This is a genomic window from Microcoleus sp. A2-C3 (assembly GCF_036706065.1).
In the GTDB taxonomy this organism is placed as follows: domain Bacteria; phylum Cyanobacteriota; class Cyanobacteriia; order Cyanobacteriales; family Microcoleaceae; genus Microcoleus.
Genome location: NZ_JAUBVX010000081.1, coordinates 1 through 23,494, shown reverse-complemented (window position 1 = coordinate 23,494; position 23,494 = coordinate 1). Strand labels below are relative to the sequence as shown.

The 23,494-nt window shown below is 45.1% G+C and carries 24 protein-coding genes and 1 pseudogene; 9 read left to right on the top strand and 16 right to left on the bottom strand.

Annotated features, from left to right (window positions below; genetic code table 11):
* From QUB66_RS27955 to QUB66_RS27940, 4 genes and pseudogenes are all read right to left on the bottom strand, one after another.
* Positions 1–426: pseudogene (locus QUB66_RS27955) on the bottom strand (hypothetical protein); the annotation flags it as partial.
* Positions 427–731: 305 nt separating this feature from the next.
* Complete coding sequence (locus tag QUB66_RS27950; RefSeq protein ID WP_332970514.1) at positions 732–2,258, bottom strand: MlaD family protein; 1,527 nt, start codon at positions 2,256–2,258, stop codon at positions 732–734.
* Between the two features lie 132 nt (positions 2,259–2,390).
* Positions 2,391–2,642, bottom strand: coding sequence for a four helix bundle protein (locus QUB66_RS27945; RefSeq protein ID WP_442923225.1), 252 nt, complete (start codon positions 2,640–2,642; stop codon positions 2,391–2,393).
* Between the two features lie 223 nt (positions 2,643–2,865).
* Positions 2,866–3,648, bottom strand: a complete 783-nt coding sequence (locus QUB66_RS27940) for an ABC transporter ATP-binding protein (protein ID WP_265236579.1) — start codon at positions 3,646–3,648, stop codon at positions 2,866–2,868.
* A 157-nt stretch (positions 3,649–3,805) separates the two neighbouring features.
* Between QUB66_RS27940 and QUB66_RS27935 the strand changes: the two genes are divergently transcribed.
* Together QUB66_RS27935 and tsaE are read left to right on the top strand one after the other, a co-directional pair.
* Positions 3,806–5,206, top strand: a complete 1,401-nt coding sequence (locus tag QUB66_RS27935) for a gluconeogenesis factor YvcK family protein (protein ID WP_265236581.1) — start codon at positions 3,806–3,808, stop codon at positions 5,204–5,206.
* 176 nt (positions 5,207–5,382) lie between these two features.
* Positions 5,383–5,817, top strand: coding sequence for a tRNA (adenosine(37)-N6)-threonylcarbamoyltransferase complex ATPase subunit type 1 TsaE (gene tsaE, locus QUB66_RS27930; protein WP_265238682.1), 435 nt, complete (start codon positions 5,383–5,385; stop codon positions 5,815–5,817).
* Positions 5,818–5,873: 56 nt separating this feature from the next.
* Here tsaE and QUB66_RS27925 read toward each other — a convergent pair whose 3' ends face one another.
* The 5 genes from QUB66_RS27925 to QUB66_RS27905 all read right to left on the bottom strand — a co-directional run bounded on the left by QUB66_RS27925 (position 5,874) and on the right by QUB66_RS27905 (position 9,058).
* Positions 5,874–6,209 (bottom strand): DUF5615 family PIN-like protein, encoded by a 336-nt coding sequence (locus tag QUB66_RS27925; protein WP_265238643.1) that lies wholly within the window; start codon positions 6,207–6,209, stop codon positions 5,874–5,876.
* A gap of 3 nt (positions 6,210–6,212) precedes the next feature.
* Positions 6,213–6,551 carry a DUF433 domain-containing protein gene (locus QUB66_RS27920; RefSeq protein ID WP_265238645.1) on the bottom strand — a complete coding sequence of 113 codons (339 nt, stop codon included), beginning with the start codon at positions 6,549–6,551 and terminating at the stop codon, positions 6,213–6,215.
* 226 nt (positions 6,552–6,777) lie between these two features.
* Complete coding sequence (locus tag QUB66_RS27915) at positions 6,778–7,119, bottom strand: DUF5615 family PIN-like protein (RefSeq protein ID WP_332970513.1); 342 nt, start codon at positions 7,117–7,119, stop codon at positions 6,778–6,780.
* Between the two features lie 3 nt (positions 7,120–7,122).
* The gene (locus QUB66_RS27910) at positions 7,123–7,446 is read right to left on the bottom strand and encodes a DUF433 domain-containing protein (protein WP_265238648.1); all 324 of its coding nucleotides are present in this window, start codon (positions 7,444–7,446) and stop codon (positions 7,123–7,125) included.
* 286 nt (positions 7,447–7,732) lie between these two features.
* Complete coding sequence (locus QUB66_RS27905) at positions 7,733–9,058, bottom strand: dihydroorotase (protein WP_332970512.1); 1,326 nt, start codon at positions 9,056–9,058, stop codon at positions 7,733–7,735.
* Positions 9,059–9,303: 245 nt separating this feature from the next.
* Between QUB66_RS27905 and lepB the strand changes: the two genes are divergently transcribed.
* Entirely contained in the window at positions 9,304–9,912 is a 609-nt protein-coding gene (gene lepB / locus QUB66_RS27900; RefSeq protein WP_265238653.1) for a signal peptidase I, read from the top strand.
* A 241-nt stretch (positions 9,913–10,153) separates the two neighbouring features.
* On the opposite strand, the gene QUB66_RS27895 is transcribed toward lepB, so the two are convergent.
* Both QUB66_RS27895 and QUB66_RS27890 read right to left on the bottom strand, forming a co-directional pair.
* A complete protein-coding gene (locus tag QUB66_RS27895) occupies positions 10,154–11,677 on the bottom strand; it encodes a peptide ligase PGM1-related protein (protein ID WP_265238654.1) in 1,524 nt (507 codons plus the stop codon).
* A gap of 118 nt (positions 11,678–11,795) precedes the next feature.
* Positions 11,796–13,466, bottom strand: a complete 1,671-nt coding sequence (locus QUB66_RS27890; RefSeq protein ID WP_332970510.1) for a glycosyltransferase family 39 protein — start codon at positions 13,464–13,466, stop codon at positions 11,796–11,798.
* A gap of 343 nt (positions 13,467–13,809) precedes the next feature.
* Between QUB66_RS27890 and recA the strand changes: the two genes are divergently transcribed.
* The gene (gene recA, locus QUB66_RS27885) at positions 13,810–14,940 is read left to right on the top strand and encodes a recombinase RecA (RefSeq protein ID WP_265238656.1); all 1,131 of its coding nucleotides are present in this window, start codon (positions 13,810–13,812) and stop codon (positions 14,938–14,940) included.
* A gap of 225 nt (positions 14,941–15,165) precedes the next feature.
* On the opposite strand, the gene QUB66_RS27880 is transcribed toward recA, so the two are convergent.
* Entirely contained in the window at positions 15,166–15,429 is a 264-nt protein-coding gene (locus QUB66_RS27880; protein WP_265238657.1) for a hypothetical protein, read from the bottom strand.
* 783 nt (positions 15,430–16,212) lie between these two features.
* On the opposite strand from QUB66_RS27880, the gene QUB66_RS27875 reads away from it, so the two are divergent.
* Positions 16,213–16,686 (top strand): Coq4 family protein, encoded by a 474-nt coding sequence (locus QUB66_RS27875; RefSeq protein ID WP_265238659.1) that lies wholly within the window; start codon positions 16,213–16,215, stop codon positions 16,684–16,686.
* Positions 16,687–16,716: 30 nt separating this feature from the next.
* Positions 16,717–16,941: a response regulator transcription factor gene (locus tag QUB66_RS27870; RefSeq protein WP_265238661.1), complete on the top strand. Its 225-nt coding sequence runs from the start codon at positions 16,717–16,719 to the stop codon at positions 16,939–16,941.
* 117 nt (positions 16,942–17,058) lie between these two features.
* Here the strand turns inward: QUB66_RS27870 and QUB66_RS27865 are convergent, their stop codons facing one another.
* The 4 genes from QUB66_RS27865 to QUB66_RS27850 form a co-directional block, all read right to left on the bottom strand.
* Positions 17,059–17,955, bottom strand: coding sequence for an alpha/beta fold hydrolase (locus tag QUB66_RS27865; protein ID WP_265238663.1), 897 nt, complete (start codon positions 17,953–17,955; stop codon positions 17,059–17,061).
* Between the two features lie 217 nt (positions 17,956–18,172).
* Positions 18,173–19,588, bottom strand: a complete 1,416-nt coding sequence (gene dacB / locus QUB66_RS27860; protein WP_442923340.1) for a D-alanyl-D-alanine carboxypeptidase/D-alanyl-D-alanine endopeptidase — start codon at positions 19,586–19,588, stop codon at positions 18,173–18,175.
* 208 nt (positions 19,589–19,796) lie between these two features.
* The gene (locus QUB66_RS27855; protein WP_265238664.1) at positions 19,797–20,123 is read right to left on the bottom strand and encodes a (2Fe-2S) ferredoxin domain-containing protein; all 327 of its coding nucleotides are present in this window, start codon (positions 20,121–20,123) and stop codon (positions 19,797–19,799) included.
* Positions 20,124–20,166: 43 nt separating this feature from the next.
* Positions 20,167–20,307, bottom strand: coding sequence for a hypothetical protein (locus QUB66_RS27850; RefSeq protein WP_265238665.1), 141 nt, complete (start codon positions 20,305–20,307; stop codon positions 20,167–20,169).
* A gap of 61 nt (positions 20,308–20,368) precedes the next feature.
* Here QUB66_RS27850 and QUB66_RS27845 point away from each other — a divergent pair, with 61 nt between their 5' ends.
* The 3 genes from QUB66_RS27845 to QUB66_RS27835 all read left to right on the top strand — a co-directional run bounded on the left by QUB66_RS27845 (position 20,369) and on the right by QUB66_RS27835 (position 23,422).
* Entirely contained in the window at positions 20,369–20,830 is a 462-nt protein-coding gene (locus tag QUB66_RS27845; protein WP_106333204.1) for a CBS domain-containing protein, read from the top strand.
* Between the two features lie 295 nt (positions 20,831–21,125).
* Entirely contained in the window at positions 21,126–21,800 is a 675-nt protein-coding gene (gene nblB / locus QUB66_RS27840) for a phycobilisome degradation protein NblB (protein ID WP_332970508.1), read from the top strand.
* Between the two features lie 632 nt (positions 21,801–22,432).
* Positions 22,433–23,422 carry a CAP domain-containing protein gene (locus QUB66_RS27835; RefSeq protein WP_332970507.1) on the top strand — a complete coding sequence of 330 codons (990 nt, stop codon included), beginning with the start codon at positions 22,433–22,435 and terminating at the stop codon, positions 23,420–23,422.
* Positions 23,423–23,494 lie beyond the last annotated feature (72 nt).

Below are 23,494 nucleotides of genomic sequence, written 5' to 3'. Positions count from 1 at the left end.
CTTCTTGTTTCGCCGATCATATCTTAGGTTCTTCTGAACCTTTGTGTCAAGCTTAATGAAGATGCTCTTACCCTGCGATAAAAACTCCATCACTACTGCGGGTACTTCTCCCTCAGCATTCCGCGTATAACTGCGGCGAACTTCTCCTGGTTCTGCTGGCAATACCGAGGGAACGTACACCCAATCTGGTGCTTTTACTACTGTTTTTTCGTTAACTTTCGCACAGAGTCCAAAATTGGAAGCTATCAGCATCGAAGCGATGATAAATCCTGCGAGATCCAAGGCTTCTCGTAGGGCGGCGGCTAACAGTGGTTGGTCGATGTTTTCCACGGGATCGTCCGGCAATTGAAAGTCGTCTGGCAACTTTTCCCAAGTGATATTATACTTGGCTTGGGTTTCCGCAGGTTTCGATAATGTTTGTGTCATTGGTTTTTCTTGTTTCGGCTAAAAGGCTTTTTTTGATAGAATTTGAACAGAAACTTTAATGCCGGAGTTCGCAATGTGCAAGTTACTAATACGAATTTAAAAAATCGTTGCTACAACACTCTTAGTTGAGTTTGTTTACTCAAAAATTGTTAGTGGTGAGTCGCTATAAGATTTTCTGTCTTTTTTAGGGTACGCTCTCTGGCGGCACACCCTACCAATATTGTTGAATTGATTTTGTTTTCTTGGTGTAAATACAGGAAATTGCGAATCTTGCAATGATTGTGATTATTCAATTGTATCATGTCTCAAGGAGTATTTTCAGAAGCAACTGGTTCTGCTGATTTTACAGCTTGAACAGGAGGTATAAGAGGCAATTTGTCTTGTTTGTGCAAACTGGGGAATCTCGGCTTGACTGATTGATTGCTCGCAGTTGTTCTCGCATTTACTTTCTCAGAAATCGGAGCTAATGTTTGAGCGACTTTAACTTGCTGCCGCAGTTGTTCTGTCGAACCCAACAAGCCTCCCAATCCATTGAATAACCTGCGAATGTTGTTGCGGAAAGCCGGATCTCCGGTCACTTCATCAACGTCAGAAGTTATTTTCTGCACGTTCTGAAATGTAGCTCGTGCAGAATCTAGAGTTTGCTGCAATAATAGCAAAGTTGCGGGATTGTTTACCTGGTTGGATAAATCTCGCAAATTACCAGAAGCTTGGGCAGCATTTGCTGATAAAATCTCTAAATTATTGAGCAATTGTCCTTGGTTGATGCGATTAATTGTTGGACTTAAACCGCTGACGGCTACCCGCAATTCTTGGCTGCTTTGATTGATGTTATTCAGGGTTGAGACTAAGCTGGCGCGGTTGGTTGTTACTAATGAATTGACTTCGTTGGCTGTTAATGTAATTTTATTGGCTGCTTGAGTTACTGAATTGGCTGAATTTATCGCGGCTGCGGATACGGCTTTTGTGGAAGTGTCCGCTGTGGCTGCTACTTTAGAAACATCTGCGGCGACTCCTGACATTTCCCCCTTGAGCGATTGATTTAAACTGCTTACTTCTCCTTTTAATGATTTATTTAAACTGGTTGCCTCCCCTTTCAAAGATTGATTTAAACTGTTAGCTTCCCCTTTCAAGGATTGATTTAAGGTTGCCAATTCGGTTTTTACCGACTCACTTAATTTACCAACATCTCCCGTTACAGATTTATTCAATGTTTTGATTTCTGTTTTGGCAGTCTGAGTTAAACTTGATAAATCTTGAGTGAGTTTAGCTGCACCTTTAGCTGTACTGACTGTATTCTCTGCAATTGATTTAATATTGTTGAAGAGCGCGGGGTCGGTGTATAAATTAGCTAGGCGGACTGTGGAGCGAATTAGTTCGTCTAGACTGACTCCAGCTTGACCTTTTAAGCGCGAATTTTTGCAGATAATTTCTGGGGGACAGTCGGCACTAAAGGGATTGGCGGTAAGTAAGGAATCTGGCAAAATTGAGTTGGGGCTAATGTCGATCGACGATTCGCCAATTAAACCCGATTTATTCGCTTCGATCGTAACATCGCGCGGCATAACTAAAGTACCGGGGGCAATCTCCAGCGTCACGTCTACGCCGTTGGAACTGGGTTTTAGTGTGGTAATTTTACCGACTGCAACCCCGCGATACCTGACGGGGGTGCCTATTTGCATTCCCTGGGCGCTGGCAAATTCTACGGCGAATTTGTAGCTGCGGTTGCCTAGCTGCACGCCCCGCAGCCAGAGCACTAAGCCGCCAAATAAGCCGATTCCTACTAAAATCAAGAACCCGACAGAACCTTCCCTCATAGTTCGCGATCGCATATTGCCTCCTTTAGCAATTGATAGTTGGCAGTTGGCAGTTGATAGTTGATAGTTGATAGTTGATAGTTGATAGTTGATAGTTGATAGTTGGCCGTTGATCGTTGGCAGTTGATAGTTGATAGTTGGCAGTTTTTAATTTTTTTGTGATGTGTTGCCTATAGATTTTAGATAGGCGTTTAGCCTGGGCGACAGTTCGTCAATAATTGGCTTGAGTGTTTCTACTTGCGTACTTGTTAGTAGTTCCCTAGTATAAGCCCGTCTCAACCAGTGCTTTGTTTCAGATAAAGAACCTCTGGCAATTTTGATAAATCGCCGATGATCCTGATAGCTGCCTCGACCATCTCCTTCAGCAATATTAGCACCAATACTATCAGCAGAGCGAATAATTTGCTTCCCGACAGTATCTTTTGCTAGTGCATCCCATTTTATAACTATATTCCAAATTTAATCAGCTAATTTTTCGGATAATTTATAAACATCTAACCTCTGAAAATTTGTTTGTGACATATTTTATCTCCCAATAATACAAACAATTAACCACTGCCAACTGCCAACTATCAACTGCCAACTGCCAACTGCCAACTATCAACTGCCAACTGCTAACTGACTATCCAATCACTTGAATCGGGCCGGTAACGCTGCCGCTAAAAAATTGTTTAATTAACAAATTATCTGTTGATGCAATATCGCTGACAGTTCCCTCCCACTGCACTTTTCCTCGATAGAGAAACACGATGCGATCGGCAGTGCGGCGAATGGTACTCTCTTGGTGAGTGACGATCGCATAAGTGCTGCAAACACCTTGGGCCACCTGCAAGTCGCGGATTAAATCTTCAATTACCGTCGAGGCGATGGGATCTAAACCCGCCGTCGGTTCGTCGTACAACAAAACCTCTGGATTATCCCTCGCATTATCGGGATTCGCCATGATGGCGCGGGCAAAACTTACCCGCTTCCGCATTCCGCCAGACAACTGCGCCGGATAGCGTTCGCCAATACCCGGCAAACCCACCATCTGTAACTTCTCTTCGACCAATTCCCGAATCCGGCGGCGCGGCAGCTTAGAATGCTGGTAAAGTAAAAAACCGACATTCTCCTCCACCGTCAGCGAATCAAACAAAGCCGCTTGCTGAAACACCATCCCAATCCCGATCGGATCTGTCACGTCGTCCACCCATCCGACCCGTCGCTGTCCCTGAACGAAAACCTCACCGGCATCCGGGGCCAACAAACCCGCGATTATCCGCAAAATCGTAGATTTCCCCGTCCCGGAAGGGCCAATAATTGCCAGGGCCTCTCCTCGATAAATCCTCAGATCCACTCGATCGAGGATCGGGTTCTCCCCGAAGGACTTACTTACTCCCTTGAGTTCGATTAGCGGCTCAGCCATAAAATGCGACTATTATGTTGTCAGTCATCAGTCTAGCTAATCATTAATGACTCATGACTGATAACTAATGACTTAAATTGACTGCCAGAATCAAAACTCTCTTGTATTGTAAATTTGTCAGCTTGAGCTATTCCAATACCATTAAGACTAATTAACCATGTCAATTAGTTCATTTCCTAAAGCCCTGCGAGTCTTTGCCAAAGCTAAGCAGGTTTTTGCCCAATCCAGAAATCCTTACCCTTCCTCTTTGCGGAACGGGCGAGTTCACCAGTGGTTTAAGTGGTTGGCCCCCGGACTGTTGGTGAAACGGTGGCTGCTGATCAGTGCTAGCGGTGTGGTACTTGCCACTTTGGGTTTAGCGATTTGGACTGGGATGACTCCGATTTTTTTCCTGTTGCAATTGTTGAGAAATTTTTTGACCTGGATTGCGGAAGTTATTCCCAATTACTTGTCGGGGCCGATCGTGATTGCTGCCGGGATTTTGTTAATTCTGTGGGGTCAAACTCGCAGCTTGAACTCGATTACTCAAGTGCTGATGCCCGAAGGCAATGAGGAATTGGTCGATCGACTCCTCACCCACCGCCGCTTGCACCGCGGCCCAAAAATTGTAGCAATTGGAGGGGGTACAGGCCTTTCTCACTTGCTTAGGGGATTGAAGGATTATAGTGCCAAAATCACTGCTATTGTCACCGTGGCGGATGATGGCGGGTCTTCTGGGCGACTGCGGCGGGAGATTGGGGTATTGCCACCGGGGGATATTCGCAATTGTTTGGCGGCTTTGGCAGATGAGGAAAAGTTATTGACTGAGTTATTTCAATATCGCTTTCAGGCTGGTGACGGTTTGGTTGGTCACAGTTTTGGGAATTTGTTTTTGACGGCAATGAGCGATATTGCTGGAGATTTGGAACAGGCGATCGCAGCCAGTTCTAAAGTTTTAGCAGTGAGGGGGGAAGTGCTGCCGGCCACTCTGAGCGACGTTTCTTTGTGGGCAGAACTGGCTGATGGCCGGAGAATTGAGGGGGAGTCTAGTATTACCAAAGCTAACGGCCAAATCGTCAAAATTGGCTGCACTCCTGCTAATCCTCCAGCTTTACCCAGGGCAGTCGAAGCGCTGCGGGAAGCGGATTTTATTATTATTGGGCCGGGAAGTCTTTATACGAGCGTGATTCCAAATTTGTTGGTGAAGGAAATTGCTGATGCGATCGCCAATAGTCAAGTTCCGCGCATTTATGTGTGCAATATTATGACTCAGCCGGGGGAAACTGACGGATACAGCGTTGCAGATCACATTCGGGCGATCGATCGCGCTTGCGGCCGGCCCCTGTTCGATGCTGTAGTAGTGCAGGGAAAAGTCCCTTCTGCAAAATCTTTAATCCGCTATTCTCAGGAGAATTCCTATCCGGTTGTGCTCGATCGCGAAGCCGTAACGCAATTGGGGCGGCGAATTGTCATCGCCAATGTGATGGATGAAGATAAAAATACGGGTTTAATTCGCCACAATTCTCCAAGGTTGGCGGGAATGTTGCTGCGTTGGTACGGGCGCGCGCAGAACATTTAAGCTGCTTTGAGGGGGAGATGGGGAGATGGGGAGATGGGGAGATGGGGAGATGGGGAGATGGGGAGATGGGGAGATGGGGAGATGGGGAGAGTGGGAGATGGGGAGATGGGGAGATGGGGAGGCTACTGACTACTGACTACTGACTACTGACTACTGACTACTGACTAATGAATGAAATGAAAACTTTGCTGCCAGATTTTGAGGCTACGCGCAAGTTTGGTATGGCGTTAGGTCGATCGCTCCCCGCCGGGACTGTAATCTTATTACAAGGAGATTTAGGCACAGGCAAAACTACCTTGGTGCAAGGTATAGCCGAAGGTTTGGGAATCTCCGAACCTGTGGAAAGTCCTACTTTCACCCTGATTAACGAGTATTTTGCAGGGCGAGTTCCACTGTACCATCTAGACTTGTATCGACTGGAACCCGAAGAAGCGGAAGCCTTGCACTTAGAGAGTTATTGGGACGGATTAGAAAGGGATTTGGGGATTGTGGCGATCGAATGGGCAGAAAGATTGCAGTACAAACCAGAGAATTATTTGCAAATTTCTTTGAGTTATCTAGATAACGGGCGGCAAATTGAAGTAATTGGCGCTGGCGATTTATTGGATTAGCAATGGGAAAATTGATCGAGTGCGATTCACGCGCGGGATAGCTACGCTTCACGCACTTACTGTGGCGGGCGGTTGACTCGAATCAATTTTCCCCTCAAAGTTTCCTCACCAGCAATAGCATCATTAATGCGTGTTGCCAATCTTTCTAGATTTTTGTCATCTGTACATACGATAATGCCAGAATGGTTAGGTTGTTCAGCGTGCAAGCGTATGAAATGCCGGCGATTTTGCGTCATCACCGTGCGATCGTTATTTGCAGCAAAAGCTAATACTTCTGGGTCATCATCTCCAGCATTTCCTGCCTCTTGAATAGTCAGGGCATCGTGACCAAAATTTCGCAGCAATGCCACAACAGGAAACGGGAACTGTTTATCTGCATAAAGACGTGCCATAAATTATACTTCCTGCATCATTGCTGCTGCTTCTTCTCTGAGTGCTGTGGCAATTTCTTCTGAATTTTCCTCAGCATAAGTCCAGACATTGACTAAATTTATAGCATTCAAATAAGGATAAAATTGCAGAATTTCAGCATCCGTTGTACCTTGACTGCGTAAACTCACAAACAGCCAAACGGGCAGTCGAGTTTTGGCAATACAAGCATCGCCACCACAAACTCCGGGAGTCTTGGTAATTCCCGGCCAGCTATTGTTTAAACTTTGAGTTAACAGCCGTATTGCTTCAGATTTTTCTGTCGGAGTTAAGGCAAGAAGTTGTGTTTCTAATTCTTGGAGCATAGGTAATATCGCCTTGACAATAAGGGAATATATTCTGAGTGTTTTAGCACAATTTTTTGGTGCTGTCCTGGAGACAGTATCAACCAGAGATTTGTTTTTAAATTTCTTTGAGTTATCTAGATAACGAGTGGCAAGTTGAAGTGATGGGGAATGGCGATTTATTGGATAGGCAATGGGAAAATTGAAAAAGGGCGATTTCCTACGGGATAGCTACGCTGGCGCGTACTTACTGCGGCGGGCGGTTGACTCGAATCAATTTTCCCCTCAAAGTTTCTTCCATTGAAATAGTCTCATTGATGCGTATTGCCAACCGATTTCTATCTCTGTCATCTTTACAAACAATAATACCCGCATGGTTTGGCTGATGTTTGTGCAGTCCGATGAAATCAAACCTATTTAATGTCAAAACAGCTCTATCGTTACTCGTAGCAAATTCTAGCACCTCTGGATCGGGAATTCCCAGATTTGGATTTCCTGCTTCTTGAACTGTTAACACATCGTGACCCACAGTTCGCAAGAATTCGCTAACTATGCGCGGGAAATGTTCGTCCGCATAAATACGCACCATAGTTCAAGCTTCCTCATTTTTTTTGATGGCTGCTTCAATTTCATCAAGATTTGCATTAGCGTAACTCCAAGCATTCACTAAGTCGGCAGCGCTAATATGAGGATAGTCATTTAGCAGTTCTGATTCAGTGATACCCAGACGGCGAGACTCTACCAGTCCCCAAACTGGAATCCGAGTTTTGGCAATACAAGCATCGCCACCACAAACTCCGGGAGTCTTGGTTATTCCTGGCCAGCTATTGCTTAAACTTTGGGTTAACAGCCGTATTGCTTCAGATTTCTCGGTCGGAGTTAAGGCAAGAAGTTGTGTTTCTAATTCTTGGAGCATAGGTAATATCGCCTTGACAATAAGGGAATATGCTTTTATAAGTTTAGCACAAATTTTGGTGTCAGTTTTGGAGTGAAGTAGGGTGCGTCAGAAGCGTGAGATTGTCGCGACAATCTCACAATCTCAAAACTGACGCAAGCCCGGAATAAATGGTGCGTCAGAACAACATTTTTCGTGATAATTTACAATTTCCAAACTGACGCACCCTACCGCTTAAATCCGACCTGATTCTTTAGTCCGCGGAGGCGGACTTAGTTTGTGTAGTCGCGGTTTCAACCGCCGATTCTTATCTCTCATCGTCAAATCTCAAGGCTTCTCCCCTGACATTTGTATCCAACTTGCCATTCTCAAAAACAACTTTTCCTCCCACAACCGTCACCACGGGCCATCCAGTTAAATTCCAACCTTCAAAGGAACTCCAGCCGCATTTACTCGCCATCTCTTTTCCGATCACCGGGCGGTATTTGTCCAAATCTACCAATACTAAATCTGCATCCAAACCTGGAGCAATTTTCCCTTTATTGGGAATTTTATAAGCCTTAGCAACTGCCGCCGACATCCAATGAGAAACTTGCGCTACAGTACATTTTCCCTCGACTGCTTGCGTCAGCATCAAAGGCAAAGAAGTTTCTACTCCGGGCATTCCCGATGGACTATTTGGATACTCTTGAGCTTTTTCTGCTAATGTATGCGGCGCGTGATCTGTGGCGATACAATCAATTACGCCGTCGAGTAAAGCTTGCCAAAGTATTTCGTTGTCGCGGGGCTCGCGCAATGGCGGATTCATCTGAGCTAAACTGCCAATCTTCTGATATGCGCTGGTATTTAACAACAAATGCTGTGGCGTTACTTCCGCTGTTACCCAACTCGGTTTTTCTTGTCGCAAAAACTCGGCTTCATCGCCAGTTGAAAGATGCAAAATATGCAGTCGGCGTTGATATTTTTTAGAAAGTTTTACGGCTAGCTGAGTGGCTAACAAGGCTGCTTGATTGTCTTGAATTTGCGAGTGGACTGCTAAATCGGTACTGCCGGCAAATTCCTGACGACGCTGATTAATTCTAGTTTGATCTTCGGCGTGTACTGCAATTAATCGATTGCCCTTAGAGAAAACTCGCTCTAAATTTTCCTCTCCATCCATCAAAAGCTGTCCGTGCATCGAACCCATAAACACCTTAATCCCCGGAGTCGGATTCGCATCCAACAAATCCGGCAAATTCTCCGGCGTGGCCCCAATAAAAAAGCCGTAATTGACCAAACACTTGTCAGCAGCACGGCTTAGCTTATCATCTAAAGCAGCTTGCGTTGTTGTCAGAGGTCGCGTATTGGGCATTTCCAAAAACGATGTCACACCGCCCTTAGCGCACGCACAGCTAGCGGTAAACAAATCTTCCTTGTGTTCCAGACCTGGTTCGCGGAAGTGTACCTGCGGGTCAATTACTCCGGGTAACAGAGTTAAGCCGATCGCATCTATTTCGCGATCGGCCTCTGCGACAATCTCAGGAGCAACTCGAACAATTTTGCCATCGCTAATTAGCACGTCCCCTACCAAAAACTCGCCATCGGGTAACAGAATGCGAGCGCGACGGATTAACAAACTTGATGTGGTCGGCATAAGCTATAATTCAATCACTAATGTGCGTAGAAGCATGGACAAATCTTACCATTAAAATAGCTTTAAAAATAGTAATGACTATAACTAAGTTTCGGAAAATTTGTAACTTCTAGAGTGATCCTCGATGTACTTGACTCAACCAGATAATACAAAAACTCCCCCTGCCCACAAAGATTTTGCAGATTTCCTCAAAAAATTCCGAATTAAGTCTATAATTTGTATTTAGCCCAGTGACTTAAATACTTATGACTCGTCTAGACAAGTCAGCCGACGAAAAACCACCGCAAGATACCGAGAATCCTTGGATAGAAGGAATTAAGACGATCGGCTTAGCAGCATTTTTAGCCTTTGGCATCCGCACCCTGGTTGCTGAAGCTCGCTACATTCCTACTGGCTCGATGCTCCCAACCTTGCAAATTAACGATCGATTAATCATAGACAAGGTGAGCTATCGATTCCAAGATCCGCACCGAGGAGATATTATCGTATTTATGCCTCCCGATTCGGCGAGTTTGTGCACGGGACAGCCGCCACCGATCAAAGATGCCTACATCAAGCGAGTAATCGGACTTCCGGGGGATACTGTGGAAGTCAAAGAGGGAAAAGTTTTTATCAACAAGCAGCCGCTACAGGAAAAGTATATTGAAGAAATTCCCAATTATCCCTACGGGCCTGTAGTTGTATCTCAAAATTCTTACTTGGTGTTCGGCGACAACCGCAACGCAAGCTGTGACAGCCATTATTGGGGCTTTGTACCCAAGGAAAATATCATCGGTAGGGCGATCGTCCGTTTTTGGCCTCTCAACCGCACAGGGTCGATCGATCCCACGCCACTTTATCCCACTAAAAATTAGCCACAACCTAAAATTCCGCAGCGTAAAACCTGCGTTAACAGTTAACAGTTAACAGTTGACAGTTGACAGATGACAGATGAGTGCGAAGTTTTTAGGCAGGGGATTTAAGCCCCAGCCTAAAAACAATCCACCTAAAGGTGGGGGCTTAAATCCCCTGTGCTTTGGTGATTAGCTTAAATCACCAATGACTAATGACTACTGACCAATGACTAATGACTACTGACCAATGACTGCTTGGGATTTAGTATGAAGTTTCGCGATCGAGCACTTTCACAACCTTGTTATACATATCCTCCGCTTCTTGCGGCGAATTGCCGATACTCGTCAGTCCAAGTTTGCCAAACTCCGACAAACAACCCATTAAATGAAACACACTCCCTGTCTCAGTACCGCTGTCAAAGTGGAGTTGATTGTCAGCAATAATATCCATCAAATCATTCGGCAATAATCCCCGATACCGCTCCTTTTTCAAATTGTCCGAAGCCACATAATATTTCGGACGGCCCTGCTGGCTGTAAAATAATCCGGTAGTTCGCTCGTAGCGACCGTTTGTTAACAGTTTCAAAGCCATAAACGGATGAGTTGTACCTCCTTTTCGTAAGTTAATTTCTATTGCTTGAAGATCCCATTGGCCGTCCGATTGCTTGACGGCAACATAATCCACTCCAAATCGCTCCAAAGCACCTTTTTCAGCTAAATTTTTCCCGACTTTCCATCCCGATTCTTGCAGCGCCAGCCGATAGGATTCATCCGCCGGAAATCGGCAACCCAAGAAAATTTGACCGTCTGGGCCTCCTAAAATCTGGTCGTGGGTTGAGAGGATTTCTACTTCGCCACTGGGAACAATTCGACCTTGAACACTGGGCGATCGCTTTTCTGATCCTTCGATAAATGCTTCGGCAATTGCCCCTAATTCGGGAATGCGACTGCTGAAATTTTCCCAGGTTTCGCCTGTGGATTGAAATCGCAAATTGTGGAAGCAATCGCCAATTGCTTTAACTCTTTCTTGAGGTGCTTGATTCGCGATCGGTTTTAGATCCAAAATTGCATTTCCTTCCCCCGAAAAACCTTCATTTAACTTAATTACTATCCGCTGCAAATCCGGCTGCCTTTCCCACAACTCGGCCGCAGCTTCCGCCAAATCTTCCGCATTCCAAACCAACTCGGAACCGTCAGGATAAGGCACGCCAGCTTCTTTGAAAATCTGCCTGCTGCCGCTTTTTGTTCCCCAGTATAACAAATCAGGATCGCTCGCCCACAGAGGAATACCCAATTTAACAGATAATTCGCGTTCTAAATGCGTCGAGTTGTAACAAACCATATAACATTTTGTCGGCCGCACTGCTTGACGAATGCGCTCCATCAAGCGGGGACGATCCAAAATTTTCTGGGTAAGAGGTTTGGCAGAAGCATCATAAGTAGAAAACAGCAAAAGCCGATCGCGCGCGTGAGAAAATGGAATACCTGGGAGCAATTGCAGGTAATAATCCACAATCATCGGGTGCAGTGGCTCCGAGGTAATATAAATTAAGCGCGTGCGGGGATTTCGCAGGCGAATCAATGAAAATAAATGCCGCTCTTCGTAGTGGTAAGCACCCTCAACTTTCAGTATTTCTTGCTGATCTAAACTAAGAGAAGGAATGACGATAATGTCACAATCTCCGCTATCGAATTCTTCGATTTCTCGCCAACGTTCTCGCAATTCTGTCTGAAGATTGCGAAACTTCTGCGAGTGTTCGGAATCGGATTTATTTATATTTTGCATTTCGTTATCCTAAATAGATGTAGATGTAGGGTGCGTCAGCCCAGATACCTGAAGTAAGTCAAACAGTTTTTTCCGGGGCACCCTACCGGGGATGATCGCGAATTTATGTCAAGTTACTTTAAGAAGCTCGTCGCACTCGAAAAAGTCTGGGATATTCCAATATAGGTTCTAGCCGCCGTTGATTTTGCTTGAATGCCGATCGCAATTTTTCCGAAGGGCGGAATACCAGAGGAGCAGAATATCTGTTCAGCATTTCCAGATCTGGCGACTGGCTCAGCAGCATCAGCCGTACATCTTTGTCAAGCAAATAACTCAGGGAAAGCAAATCTCCCATGTTAGTAAAGTCGTTACCGCGATCACTAATTACTATTGTATCTTTAATCGATCGATTAGCGATCGCCTCTTTGTTAATATTTCTCGCAACTTCAGCATTAAAATAGCTCAAGTCTTTGCTCCACCAAGTATCAGAAACAGCACTGATCGTACAGGATGCTATGCTTGCTGTAAATATCCCGGCTAAAACTACTTGCCAAAACCGCTGCTGAGTTTTCACATTACTTGCGAGCAAGCAAGCAACTGCTAGCTGTACTCCCGGAAAGCACGAAATTAGATAGCGGCTGACGGCGGAACGTTTGCCACCTAGAATGATATCCGGTAAAGCCAGCATCAAAAAAGGTACAAAAATTGATGTTAAAATAAACAGCTTAGTTGAACTGCTAGTTTGGCGGCAGATTTGGTAAAGGGCTGCCCCAATTAACAGCAAAAATGGCAATCTCAGCAGATAAGTCCAGATATTGTCAAAGCCTAAGTCGAAGTCAAAAAATAAGGCTGTAAAGCTGAGAGTCCACAATTTTGCTAAATACAGCCAACCCGGATTTACTCGCGTCCAATCTGTCGTAGCTGAGGCTCGTTGGAGATTGGTCGCCAGCACATAAATCCACGGCAGATATAAGATTAAAGCTGCTGTTACTGCCAAGAAAAATTGAGAATTAGTTAAATGACTTCGCAATTTTCTTTGTTTGACAAACAGCCAGCAAGCAATTATAAAAACTCCGTGTCCGATCAGTGTTAAACTGAAGAAAGGGTGAGTGTATAAGCCGATCGCGATCGCCAGCGAGTAATAGGCCCAATTTTGCCAACCCCGCAACCGCACTGCTCTCAACAGTAGCCAACTGCTGCCAATAACTACGGTTGTCAGAAAACTGTACTGCCTTGCTGTCTGGGCAAACAAGATGTCAAAGGGAGATAAAGCTAACAGTGCTGTTGCTACTAAGGCCGCATTTTTTGAGGCGAAAAGTTCCTGAGCTAAAGCGTACATCAAAGGCAGTGACAGCAAACTCAATATTGCTGGCAAACTGCGGGATGCTGCTAGAGAACTGCCAAATTGCTGCATCCACAAACGAGCCATGAGAAAGTACAAAGGCGGATGTTGTGGGTCTTCTAGTGCTAAAGAACGAATTGTATCTGCTGCTGTACTTCCCGGTTTGATCCGCTGATATTTCTGCAATTCTGGTGCGGGAATAATTCGGTTTTGGAATAGTGCGTCGTCTATTTCTTGCCTGGTGAAACCTGCGGCGCGGATTGATGTGTAAACTTCGTCGTGCCAGTAAAGTTTGCGATCGATCTCGAAGAACCGAAATCCGATTCCTAGTAAAATGCCGATCGCCAATAAGCTGATCAGCAACCGGGAATTTTGGGGAATTTTGGGATTAACAGATGTGTCTTGATGTGTTGTAGATGCCATGCTTGTCCTAATTGTGGCGATCGTCCCAGAGGAACTATAGACCATGCTAAACCTTACTCAAGCGAGCGATCGATACCAGTATATATAGCCTTTCGAGCTCTCATATTAGGTACGCTTCCGGGATATGGCATAGGGGATATGGCATAGGGCATACCTCACCACGCTTGAGAACCGCTATACCCCAACCGACAATAATTCTACCCTCTGCCGGATGCCGAATACATTCTACATGAGTGCCTTCTGGAAGCTGGCTCAGGCTGAACCACCCCAAAATCAAGAATCTTAAACCAAATCCTCCCAGAACCTCCAGACCCCAAAAATAACTGCTAACATACGTGTTGTACAGTTAATCAACAAGCTCCGCAAGGGGTCTACCCGCGTACCGAAAATGGCAAAAAAAGAAGCTTCTACAAAAACTACTGAAAACACAGAAAAGCAAAAAGCCCTAACTTCCGTACTGTCCCAAATCGAGCGCAGCTTTGGCAAAGGGGCGATCGTCCGATTGGGAGACTCCACTCGCATGAGGGTAGAAACCATCCCCACCGGAGCCCTGACACTGGACATTGCTTTGGGCGGCGGTTTGCCAAAAGGCCGAGTCATTGAAATTTACGGCCCCGAAAGTTCCGGTAAAACCACTCTAGCGCTCCACGCGATCGCCGAAGTCCAAAAAACCGGCGGTATCGCAGCCTTCGTCGATGCCGAGCACGCCCTCGATCCCACCTACGCCTCAGCATTAGGCGTAGATATTGAAAATCTCTTAGTTTCCCAGCCGGATACCGGCGAAATGGCCCTAGAAATTGTCGATCAACTCGTGCGATCCGTCGCCGTCGATATCGTAGTCATTGACTCCGTAGCCGCCCTCGTCCCCCGCGCCGAAATCGAAGGCGACATGGGCGACTCCCACATGGGTTTGCAAGCCCGCTTGATGAGTCAAGCACTTCGCAAAATCACCGGCAACATCGGCAAATCAGGCTGTACCGTGATTTTCCTCAACCAATTGCGGCAGAAAATCGGCATAACTTACGGCAACCCCGAAACAACAACCGGCGGTAACGCACTCAAATTCTACGCCAGCGTGCGGCTCGACATTCGCCGCATTCAAAGCTTGAAAAAAGGTACTGAAGAATACGGCAACCGCACCAAAGTTAAGGTTGCTAAAAACAAAGTTGCTCCGCCTTTCCGCATTGCCGAATTTGACATTGTATTTGGCAAAGGCATTTCGACTTTAGGCTGTCTGACTGACTTGGCAGACGAAATGGGAGTGATTTTGAAAAAAGGTTCTTGGTATAGCTATAACGGCGAAAATATTGCTCAAGGACGTGACAAAGTGATTCAACACATGGAGAAAAATATCGATTTCAAAAATGAGATCGAGCGGCTAGTACGGGAAAAACTTGAGACTGGTGCTGTAGTTTCTGCTAATTCTGTCGCTCCTGTTGATCCTGATGTTGATGTTGATGTTGATGCGGATGAGGATGTTGATGAAGATCAGGATGTAGAAGAGTTGGAAGAAGTCTAACTTTGGTAGTGATTAGTCATTAGTGATTAGTCATTAGTTATTAGCAATAGTAGGTTGGGTTCAATGTACAGAAATCCAACCTACTATTGCATAATTGCTGCTTTGACATCTCCCTAGCCTGAAAAGGCGAGGGGAGATGTCAATTGTTTTGCCGGGCCCAGTCCAATACCTCTCGGTTAAGCACAAAATTGAAGGATTTAATCTCCTGAAATACTTGTAAACTCGTTAGCCTGAGCCTGGCCCAATTTCCTTAACCGAGAGGTATTGGGGCCCAGTCGAAATGTCTTTGAAAGTTCCATTGTAATAGTAAGAGCCTGCTGCTTGTTGGGAACGGGTAATTTTAATATTGCCAAAAAAATCGCGATTGCCTACTTTTGTAAAATAAAAACCGTTAGGATTGTTTACTTTTTCTGACAGGTTTAAAGTAGTTTTGCCGTTGGGATTAATATAAGTTGTAGCGCTAGCAGCACCGCACCAAATTAATGCCAAAACTCCTGCTGAAAACCAAAGATTAACTCGTTTTATGGCAATACATTTTATAAACTTCTACTTTATTTATAGCTAGCAGCCCCATACTTTACCAGTCGATGCAAGCGAGTGTCACTCATTTGAGCGACAGCGCACTGGTCAATACGTCTCAGTTAAAGGCAAAATTGAAGAATTTAATCTCCTCAAATACTAGCTCGCTCCAAGTGCGATCGCCCAGGGAAATTTCTGTCACCGAGAGCTATTGAGGTGCGTCGCTACTCGAAAAGTCGATTTTAATTCAGAAATTTTTAATGGCGACACACCCTGCGAATAATATTGCTACAGGGCAAGCTGTCAACTATCAACTGTTAACTGTCAACTGTTTACTTCACCCTACTTCACGTCTTTTCAACTCTCTTCACTTGCTAGCACCCATTTCCCTCGTTTTGCACCCTTCAACTTCTGACTCATTGCAGGTGCAAATACTTAGCAGCAGAATAAATTTATATACGTAAGTAAAGGAGTTCCAATCACCGCTAAATACTGTGGATTTTACGGATATTTCCCGGTGGGTCAAGTTGCGGTAACTAACACTAACGCGATTTTGACAACTGGCAGATTGCAAATCTGAGACTGTTTGTAAAGAAATATTAAAGCTCCGGAAAGCCAATTGCGGTGATAGAAAGTACGATTTCTAAGCTGAGGGTGTAAAAAAAGTCGTCTTGATTCAGCGCAAAAATGAACTTGACAAACGCGAATTTAATTTTTAAGAAACTTAAATCATTGTTGGAGCGAGAATAAATTATGGCTGACGGTCAATTAGGAGTTATATTAAAGATGGCTCAAACAATTAATCCTCAAATTGAGAGCGATCGACATTTTGAAATAGACTTGGAAAAATTGCGCCAACTGCCAGCAGGAACATTAGGGTGCGAAGTGGCGCGATTTTTAGACAAACAAGGGTTTGAGCCGATCGCATCTGGTGACTGGATTCAACGAAACCACGACGTTTGGCACGTTCTCACAGGTCTTTCGCCTTCTGCAGAAGATGAATTTGTACTTCAAGCGTTTACTCGCGCTCAAGTATTTCGTCCTTCCTGTGCGATTTTAGTGTTAGTTGGATTGCTAAGTGGCAAATGCGCGATCGGACAAATTATCAAAGGCTTAAAACACGGAAAATTAGCCGATCGGCTAATTGATTGGGAAGTTGCATCTGACTGGGAAACTCCTTTATCTGAAGTTCGAGAAAAACTGGGGATTCTACCATTAATTGATTAAAAATTTCACTCGTCACTGCACTGCAAAACTATGCAAAGCACAATTTACAAACCGGAAATTAGCCTTAGTCCACGGGAAAGGGCGATCGCGCAATTAGTAGCTCAAGGCCTGCCAAACAAATGTATTGCCAAAAATTTAAATATCAGTCACTGGACGGTTGCTACTTACGTGAGGCGGATTTTTATCAAACTCGGTGTTTGTTCGAGAACTGCGATGATTGCACTGCTGATCCAAGAAAATTTGCTCTGGGACTAATAAATAAGTAGGGTGCATCAGATATTAAGAACGGGCAAGATGCCCGTTCCACAAAAATTTAATGTTCTTGTGGAACGGGCATCTTGCCCATTCTTATTTACAAGGGTTAATTTTTTTCTAGGCCAAAGCCAAAAAAGGAGAAGAATTCCTCAAAAAATTCAGTAATTCTCGATTCACCGTTTGCGGCGCTTCCTGCTGAACCCAGTGACCGCAATTAGGGATTAATTTCAACTTAAACGGAGCCGTAATTAACCGATCTAAACCTTCTACAAGTGTGTGGCTCAAAAACGCATCTTCTTCTCCCCAAAGCACCAAAGTAGGCACTGTCACAGGTTCTAACTTCTGCGCCCAATGCCAAAGCCGCTGCGGGTGAAACATTTGCTGGTAATAATTCATCGCCGCAGCTAAGACTCCCGGCTTTTCTAAAGCAGTCTGATAAATCTTAGTTTCCTCAGCGCTAAAAGCTCCTTTGCGAATAGCTTGACCCTGAAAAATATTTTGCACAAAATTTTTCAAATTCTGCCGGATCAACCATTCGGGGATGCCGGGAACCTGAAAAGCCAAAATGTGCCAACTGCGCCGGAGTTGGTCTAAATTGCTTGCCATTTCTTGCACGAATCGCTGCGGGTGCGGAGCGTTTAAAATTGCTAAGCGGTTGAGTTTTTCGGGGAATTTTTGAGCTATATGCCACGCGATTGCACCGCCGCAATCGTGACCGACAATGTGCGCTTTTGTATAGCCGAGGCGATCGATCAAACCGCGAATATCAGCACTCAGCGTATCCAAATCATAACCGGTTGTCGGCTTATCCGAATCGTTGTAGCCCCGCAAATCCGGTACCACAACCTTGAAATGACGCGCTAAAGCAGGGATTTGATGGCGCCAAGAGTACCAAAACTCTGGGAACCCGTGCAGCAGCAGAACAAGCTCCCCTTCTCCTTGGGAAACGCAGTGCAGGCGGATGTTGTTGGTTTCGACAAAGATGTGTTGCTGTTCGGAATCTAAAGACTTCATAGTTGCAAAGTTAGACTTATTTTCGGGAAGTACAGAACCCGCCGACTGTTAGCAGGCCCAAACGACCCAATGGTTTTAATTCTTCTGCTTTTATTGTAGCTGCTTTTCGATCCCCGCCGCAGGAATGTAGTTAAACTTAAAACTTGTACGGTTTGGTCGTGTCCGGTTTTTTAAGTGTAATTACTGAGCTTAACTTTCTCACCTTAAGTCTGTTGTTTTAACAGCGACGCAGGCGGTTCAATAATAACACAATTTCGTCCGTTGCCGATCGCAATTTTGCAGCCGACAGGTCTGATTGATTGACAATAATGCTAAACACCAGCGGCTCGTAATTCGGAACTTCGATATATCCCGATAGCGCCGAAACTCCGCTCAAGGTTCCTGTTTTTGCTTGCAAAATGACGCGGTTTGGTGTAATGTTAATGCGATTTTTTAAAGTGCCACTTTCGCCAGCCACGGGTAGTGAAGCGCGGTAGATAGACGCAGCAGGTGAATTAGCCATCAATCTCAAAGTTTGCACCAAGGCTTCTGGACTAATTAAATTGTGGCGAGACAAACCGGAGCCGTCGGCTAATATGTAGCTGTTGGGATTTACGCCTAATTGAGTTAAAGCTGTTTTTAACTCTTTTAAACCAATTTCACTTGTATCCTCTTGCGGCACAGGTATCTTGCCTGTAATTTTCCCCAACAATCTCAATAAAATTTCTGCATAAAGATTGTTACTTTCCCGATTAGTTTCCTTCACCAATTGGGCCAGCGGTGGCGATTCAACAAAGGCTAATTCCTGAGTGAAATTGCGAGAACTAGACGAAACTAAAGCTTGTTTAACAGGGATTCCTTCAGCGGCCAGAACTTGCTGAAAATGTTGCAAAAAGTTATTGGCGGGATTGATAACTGCGACATAAGCTGATTCAGATTCTGCACCAACTTGCAACTGTCCACTAACTCGAATTGCGGGCCGATCGAATTCTCTGCCAACTTCAATAAACTCGGATTCGTTTTTAGAGACTGTGACTGAATTGTTCAAAATTTGCCACTGATTTGCTAATTTTGGTTCGGCAAAAGTGACTTTCAGGGGTTGCCCGATCGCCTGCGGGGACAACAGAAACTCGATCGCATTTTGATTGTAAATCAAACTGTTAACCGGCGCGCCATAGCCAGCTTGCGCGTCTTCCCATTCCCAATTCGGATTGACTGCACTGCCTTGAAAATAGCTGTCATCGCCAATCAACTCGTTTATGCGATCGACTCCGCGCCGTTTCAACTGCTGCGCCAAGTCCTTCAACTGAGCCTCCCCAATGGTCGGATCGCCCCTCCCGGCAACGTACAAACTCCCATTTGCGCCGCTGTAAACCGATGTCTTAATCCGAAAATCCGCACCGAGTTTATGCAAAGCAGCCGCCGTGGTTAGCAGCTTGACATTCGATGCTGGAATGAAATATTTGGTGGCGTCGCGGCTGTAGAGAGTCGCGGTAGATGATAGCGGTTGAATCAAAATGCCCCAGCGCGATCGGCTAAATTCAGCACGATTGGCGATCGCATCAACTTTCGCCCCCAAATCTCCAGGACAAATATCCCCAGCCACCGCAGGCGTTTGAGCTACTACCTGCGGAGTGTATCCGATAATTAGCATGAACAAACTAACTGCAATTCGTTTGATTTTCAAAGCGTAATTTCCATAATAGATAAGATTTTATGATTTTTTGATTAATACAAAAACCGCAGATTTAAGGCAGATTAACACAGATAAACGCAGATAATTTCCTGATTGGAAAGCGAATGAAAGCAAGAGGTCTATTAGATGCGCCAGAGCTTGAAAGTTTCACCGAATCAAGTCAAGACTAATAATAATAACGCATATGAATTCTCGGATTGAACAGCGCCTCTACAGGTTTTCCCCCTTTGAGGTGCTCTTCCACAATCAAGGGTACATCACTCGGTTTAACTCGACAATACCAGATTTCGTCTGGAGTGACTCGCACAGTCGGGCCCGTGTTGCACTGTCCCTGACAGCTACAAGCCTGAACAGTCACCCCTGGGACTGGTTGGGCTTCAAAAGCAGCTAGCACTGCTGCTGAACCGTGTCTCAGGCAAGATTGATACTGGCAAACTAATACACAGCGCGCTTCTGATTGGGTATCTGCTTCTGGGGCTGGAAATTCTGGCATCGGTAAGGATTTATCTGCTGTTTAACATATTTTAACAATGTTGTCAGATCGATCGCCCGCCTGTGTCACACAAACGGCAGAATTTCAGGATGCGATCGCAAAAACCTTTCAAATTATGGCATTCAAAATTTTTCCTGGCTTCTACCCGATCGCAAATCGCTTCAGCAGAGCTGCCTTTCTTCAATCGGTGTCACGGTTTCCCTATATGATCGGATGTAGAGCAAAAACTCAATCAACCGCCAATCATGCCCAAAACAGTAGCCGATCTGATGAGCCGCGAGCCGATTTTGGCGCGCCCCGAAATGCCTTTAAATGAAGCGATTCAAATTTTAGCCGATCGACACATTAGCGGTCTTCCCGTCGTAGATGAGAATGACTTGTTAGTAGGAGTCATCTCCGAAACCGACTTGATGTGGCGCGAAACCGGCGTAACTCCGCCCGCTTACATCATGGTACTCGATAGCGTGATTTACCTAGAAAATCCAGGTCGTTACGAGCGAGAACTCCACAAGGCTTTAGGACAAACAGTAGGAGAAGCGATGAGTAAAGAGCCAGTTACCATCGAACCCGACAAATCTGTCCCAGAAGCTGCAAAACTCATGCACGATCGCAGCATCCACCGATTGCTGGTAGTCGATACTGCGGGCAAATTAATCGGCATCCTCACTAGGGGAGATATTATCCGATCGATGGCGGCCGAATCTTAATTAATTGTTGCAGTTGAAGGATTGTATCAAAACATGAGTCGATCGCTCCTTCAATCTCTCAACGTTTGGCAATCACCAATTATCTAAGACGTTAATTGCTTTGATTCGCTCGCTTTTTGGGAAATTATCCGCGTTTATTTGCGTTTATCTCAGGCTTCCCTATCAATCAAAGATTTATGCAATAAGTCTCTAGATTCGCGAGTAAAAAGTCAGGAATACGCGCAGAAATATTTCTTCCTTCTTCCCTCTTCCTTCTTCCTTCTTCCTTCTTCTCAATTACCAAATTTAAAATCGAATGAGCATTAACCCTGAGTCTGTCGAACAATTGCTAAATTCCGAGGATTTTGGTGAAAGGCTGCGAGGTGTCAACCAACTGCGACAACTAGAACCTGCGATCGCCTATAATTTGATTCAAATTGCGATCGGCGACAAAAACGTCCGCGTTCGTTACGCAGCAGTCAGCCAAATGTCAACCCTCGGCACCCAGAATCTGCCGAACGCTTTAGAGGTACTGCGGAACAGCCTGAATAACGACCCCGAACCCGACGTGCAAGCAGCAGCAGCCGATGCTTTGGGCGCATTGAAATTAACCGCTGCTTTAGACGATTTGCAACAAGTTTACAGCAGTACATCTGAATGGTTGGTGCAACTCAGTATCGTCGCAGCTTTGGGAGAAATGGGCGATCCAAAAGCATTTCCCATGTTAGAAAATGCCCTGACTTCTGAAAACGAGTTGATTCAAACCATTGCCATTAGCGCATTAGGTGAATTGGGAGATAAACGGGCGCTGCCGCTGCTGCTTCCCTACGCTTCCAATGCAGATTGGCAAATCCGTTACAGAGTCGCTCAAGCTTTGGGACGGTTGGGCGGCGCAGAAGCAGGGGCGGCTTTGGAAATTCTCGCCAAAGATGACGTTGAGCAAGTTGCTCAGGAGGCTAAAGTCGGACAAGAGAATAGTTTGAAATTGTGAATTTTGAGTGGTAAATTTTGAATTAATTTAGAATCTTTGGTGAGGTTTCTACTAAAAACTTAGTTGGCGCGCGATCGCTAATCTGCTGAAACCCGGTTTCTTCATATATTTTTCGTAACTAAACGCCAAACTCGTAGAAACCGGGTTTCTAGCCCCCAACCCGCGAACTGGGTGCGCAATATCAACCTTACTAATCAGGAAAAATCTAAAATCTAAAATCGTATCCCACATTCCGCACTGTCAACTGTCACAATCGGTTTTTACTTATTTTGATCGAGCAATTAAACTATAAATTATTATTTTTTACGTGTATTAACGGATAAGAATCATTATAAAGTATAATTTATCACTTTAAAAAAAGATGGTTGTGGGTAATTATTCTGTGTGACACTAAGGGGGTGGGGAATGTGGGTTGTATTGATGCCACAGGCGATCGCACCCTACCCTTTTTCAAGCAAATTCCGGATCTTGACATCCGCATTTTGAAAATAGCTATAATAAAAATAGATACAATAGTGGCAGGGAATAACACAATTATTAAAGCGTGCCCAGGCTGCGATCGGGGAAACTATCGTTAAGACAGTAAGCAATCTACCAGCTTTCGTCAAGTCTTACAACTACTTATCATCCCCATGCTCGAAAAAATACAAACTTCCGGCGCTCAGTCTGTGGACATTTTAACAGGAGAGCGATCGGCTTCTCAAATCGCACCAAATATAACCAATCAAAACTTTATTTATAAAGTTTTAGAACTCACGAACATAGAACGCGGCAAATTAAGTTTGCCCCCCCTAACCTTAAATACTCAATTACTCAGTGCCGCGCAAACTCAGAGCCAAAATATGGCACTGCAAGACTTCTTTTCCCATACCGGAAAAGATGGTTCGTCAATGGGAAGTCGGATTACTGCAACGGGCTATAAATTCAGCTCGGCAGCAGAAAATATCGCTGCGGGATCGTCTACACCGGAACAAGTTGTATCATCGTGGATGAACAGCCCTGGCCACCGGACTAACATTCTTAACCCGAATCTGAAAGAGATTGGCATTGGTTACTATTTCTTAGCCAACGATACTGGCAGCGTCAATTACAATCACTACTGGACGCAAGTTTTTGCTACTTCCCTTGACGGTAGTGTCAATCCCGCACCAACTCCAACTCCAACTCCAACTCCAACTCCAACTCCAACTCCAACTCCAACTCCAACTCCAACTCCAACTCCAACACCCAGCACATTAGTCTCGATTACTTCGCCCATACCCAATGCTACAGGGGACGGCAGCCCGACGACAGCACCGAAGAATACAGCCAGCGGCGGCAATTATTTCCTATCAGATAGTGGCGATTCTCAAATACCTGCAACTGCTGCGGGATTGCCAATTTTTGCCCTTTCTGGGAAAGATAATCTCATCGGTGGAGATGGTGTTGACATTATTAATGGAATGCAAGGTGCTGATACAATTAATGGCGCAGGTGGGAATGACAGCTTATTGGGCGGCAAAGAATCGGATTCAATTGATGGCGGTGTTGGCAATGATTTTATCAGCGGCAATAACGATAACGATCGACTAATCGGATCTGACGGTAATGATACTATTCGCGGCGGCAAAGAAAACGGGTAGTGCCCTGAAGGAAAGGATCAAGAGAATTAAACTGAATTCAAAGAAAGTAGGCGTTTAGAGTTGTAAATTAGC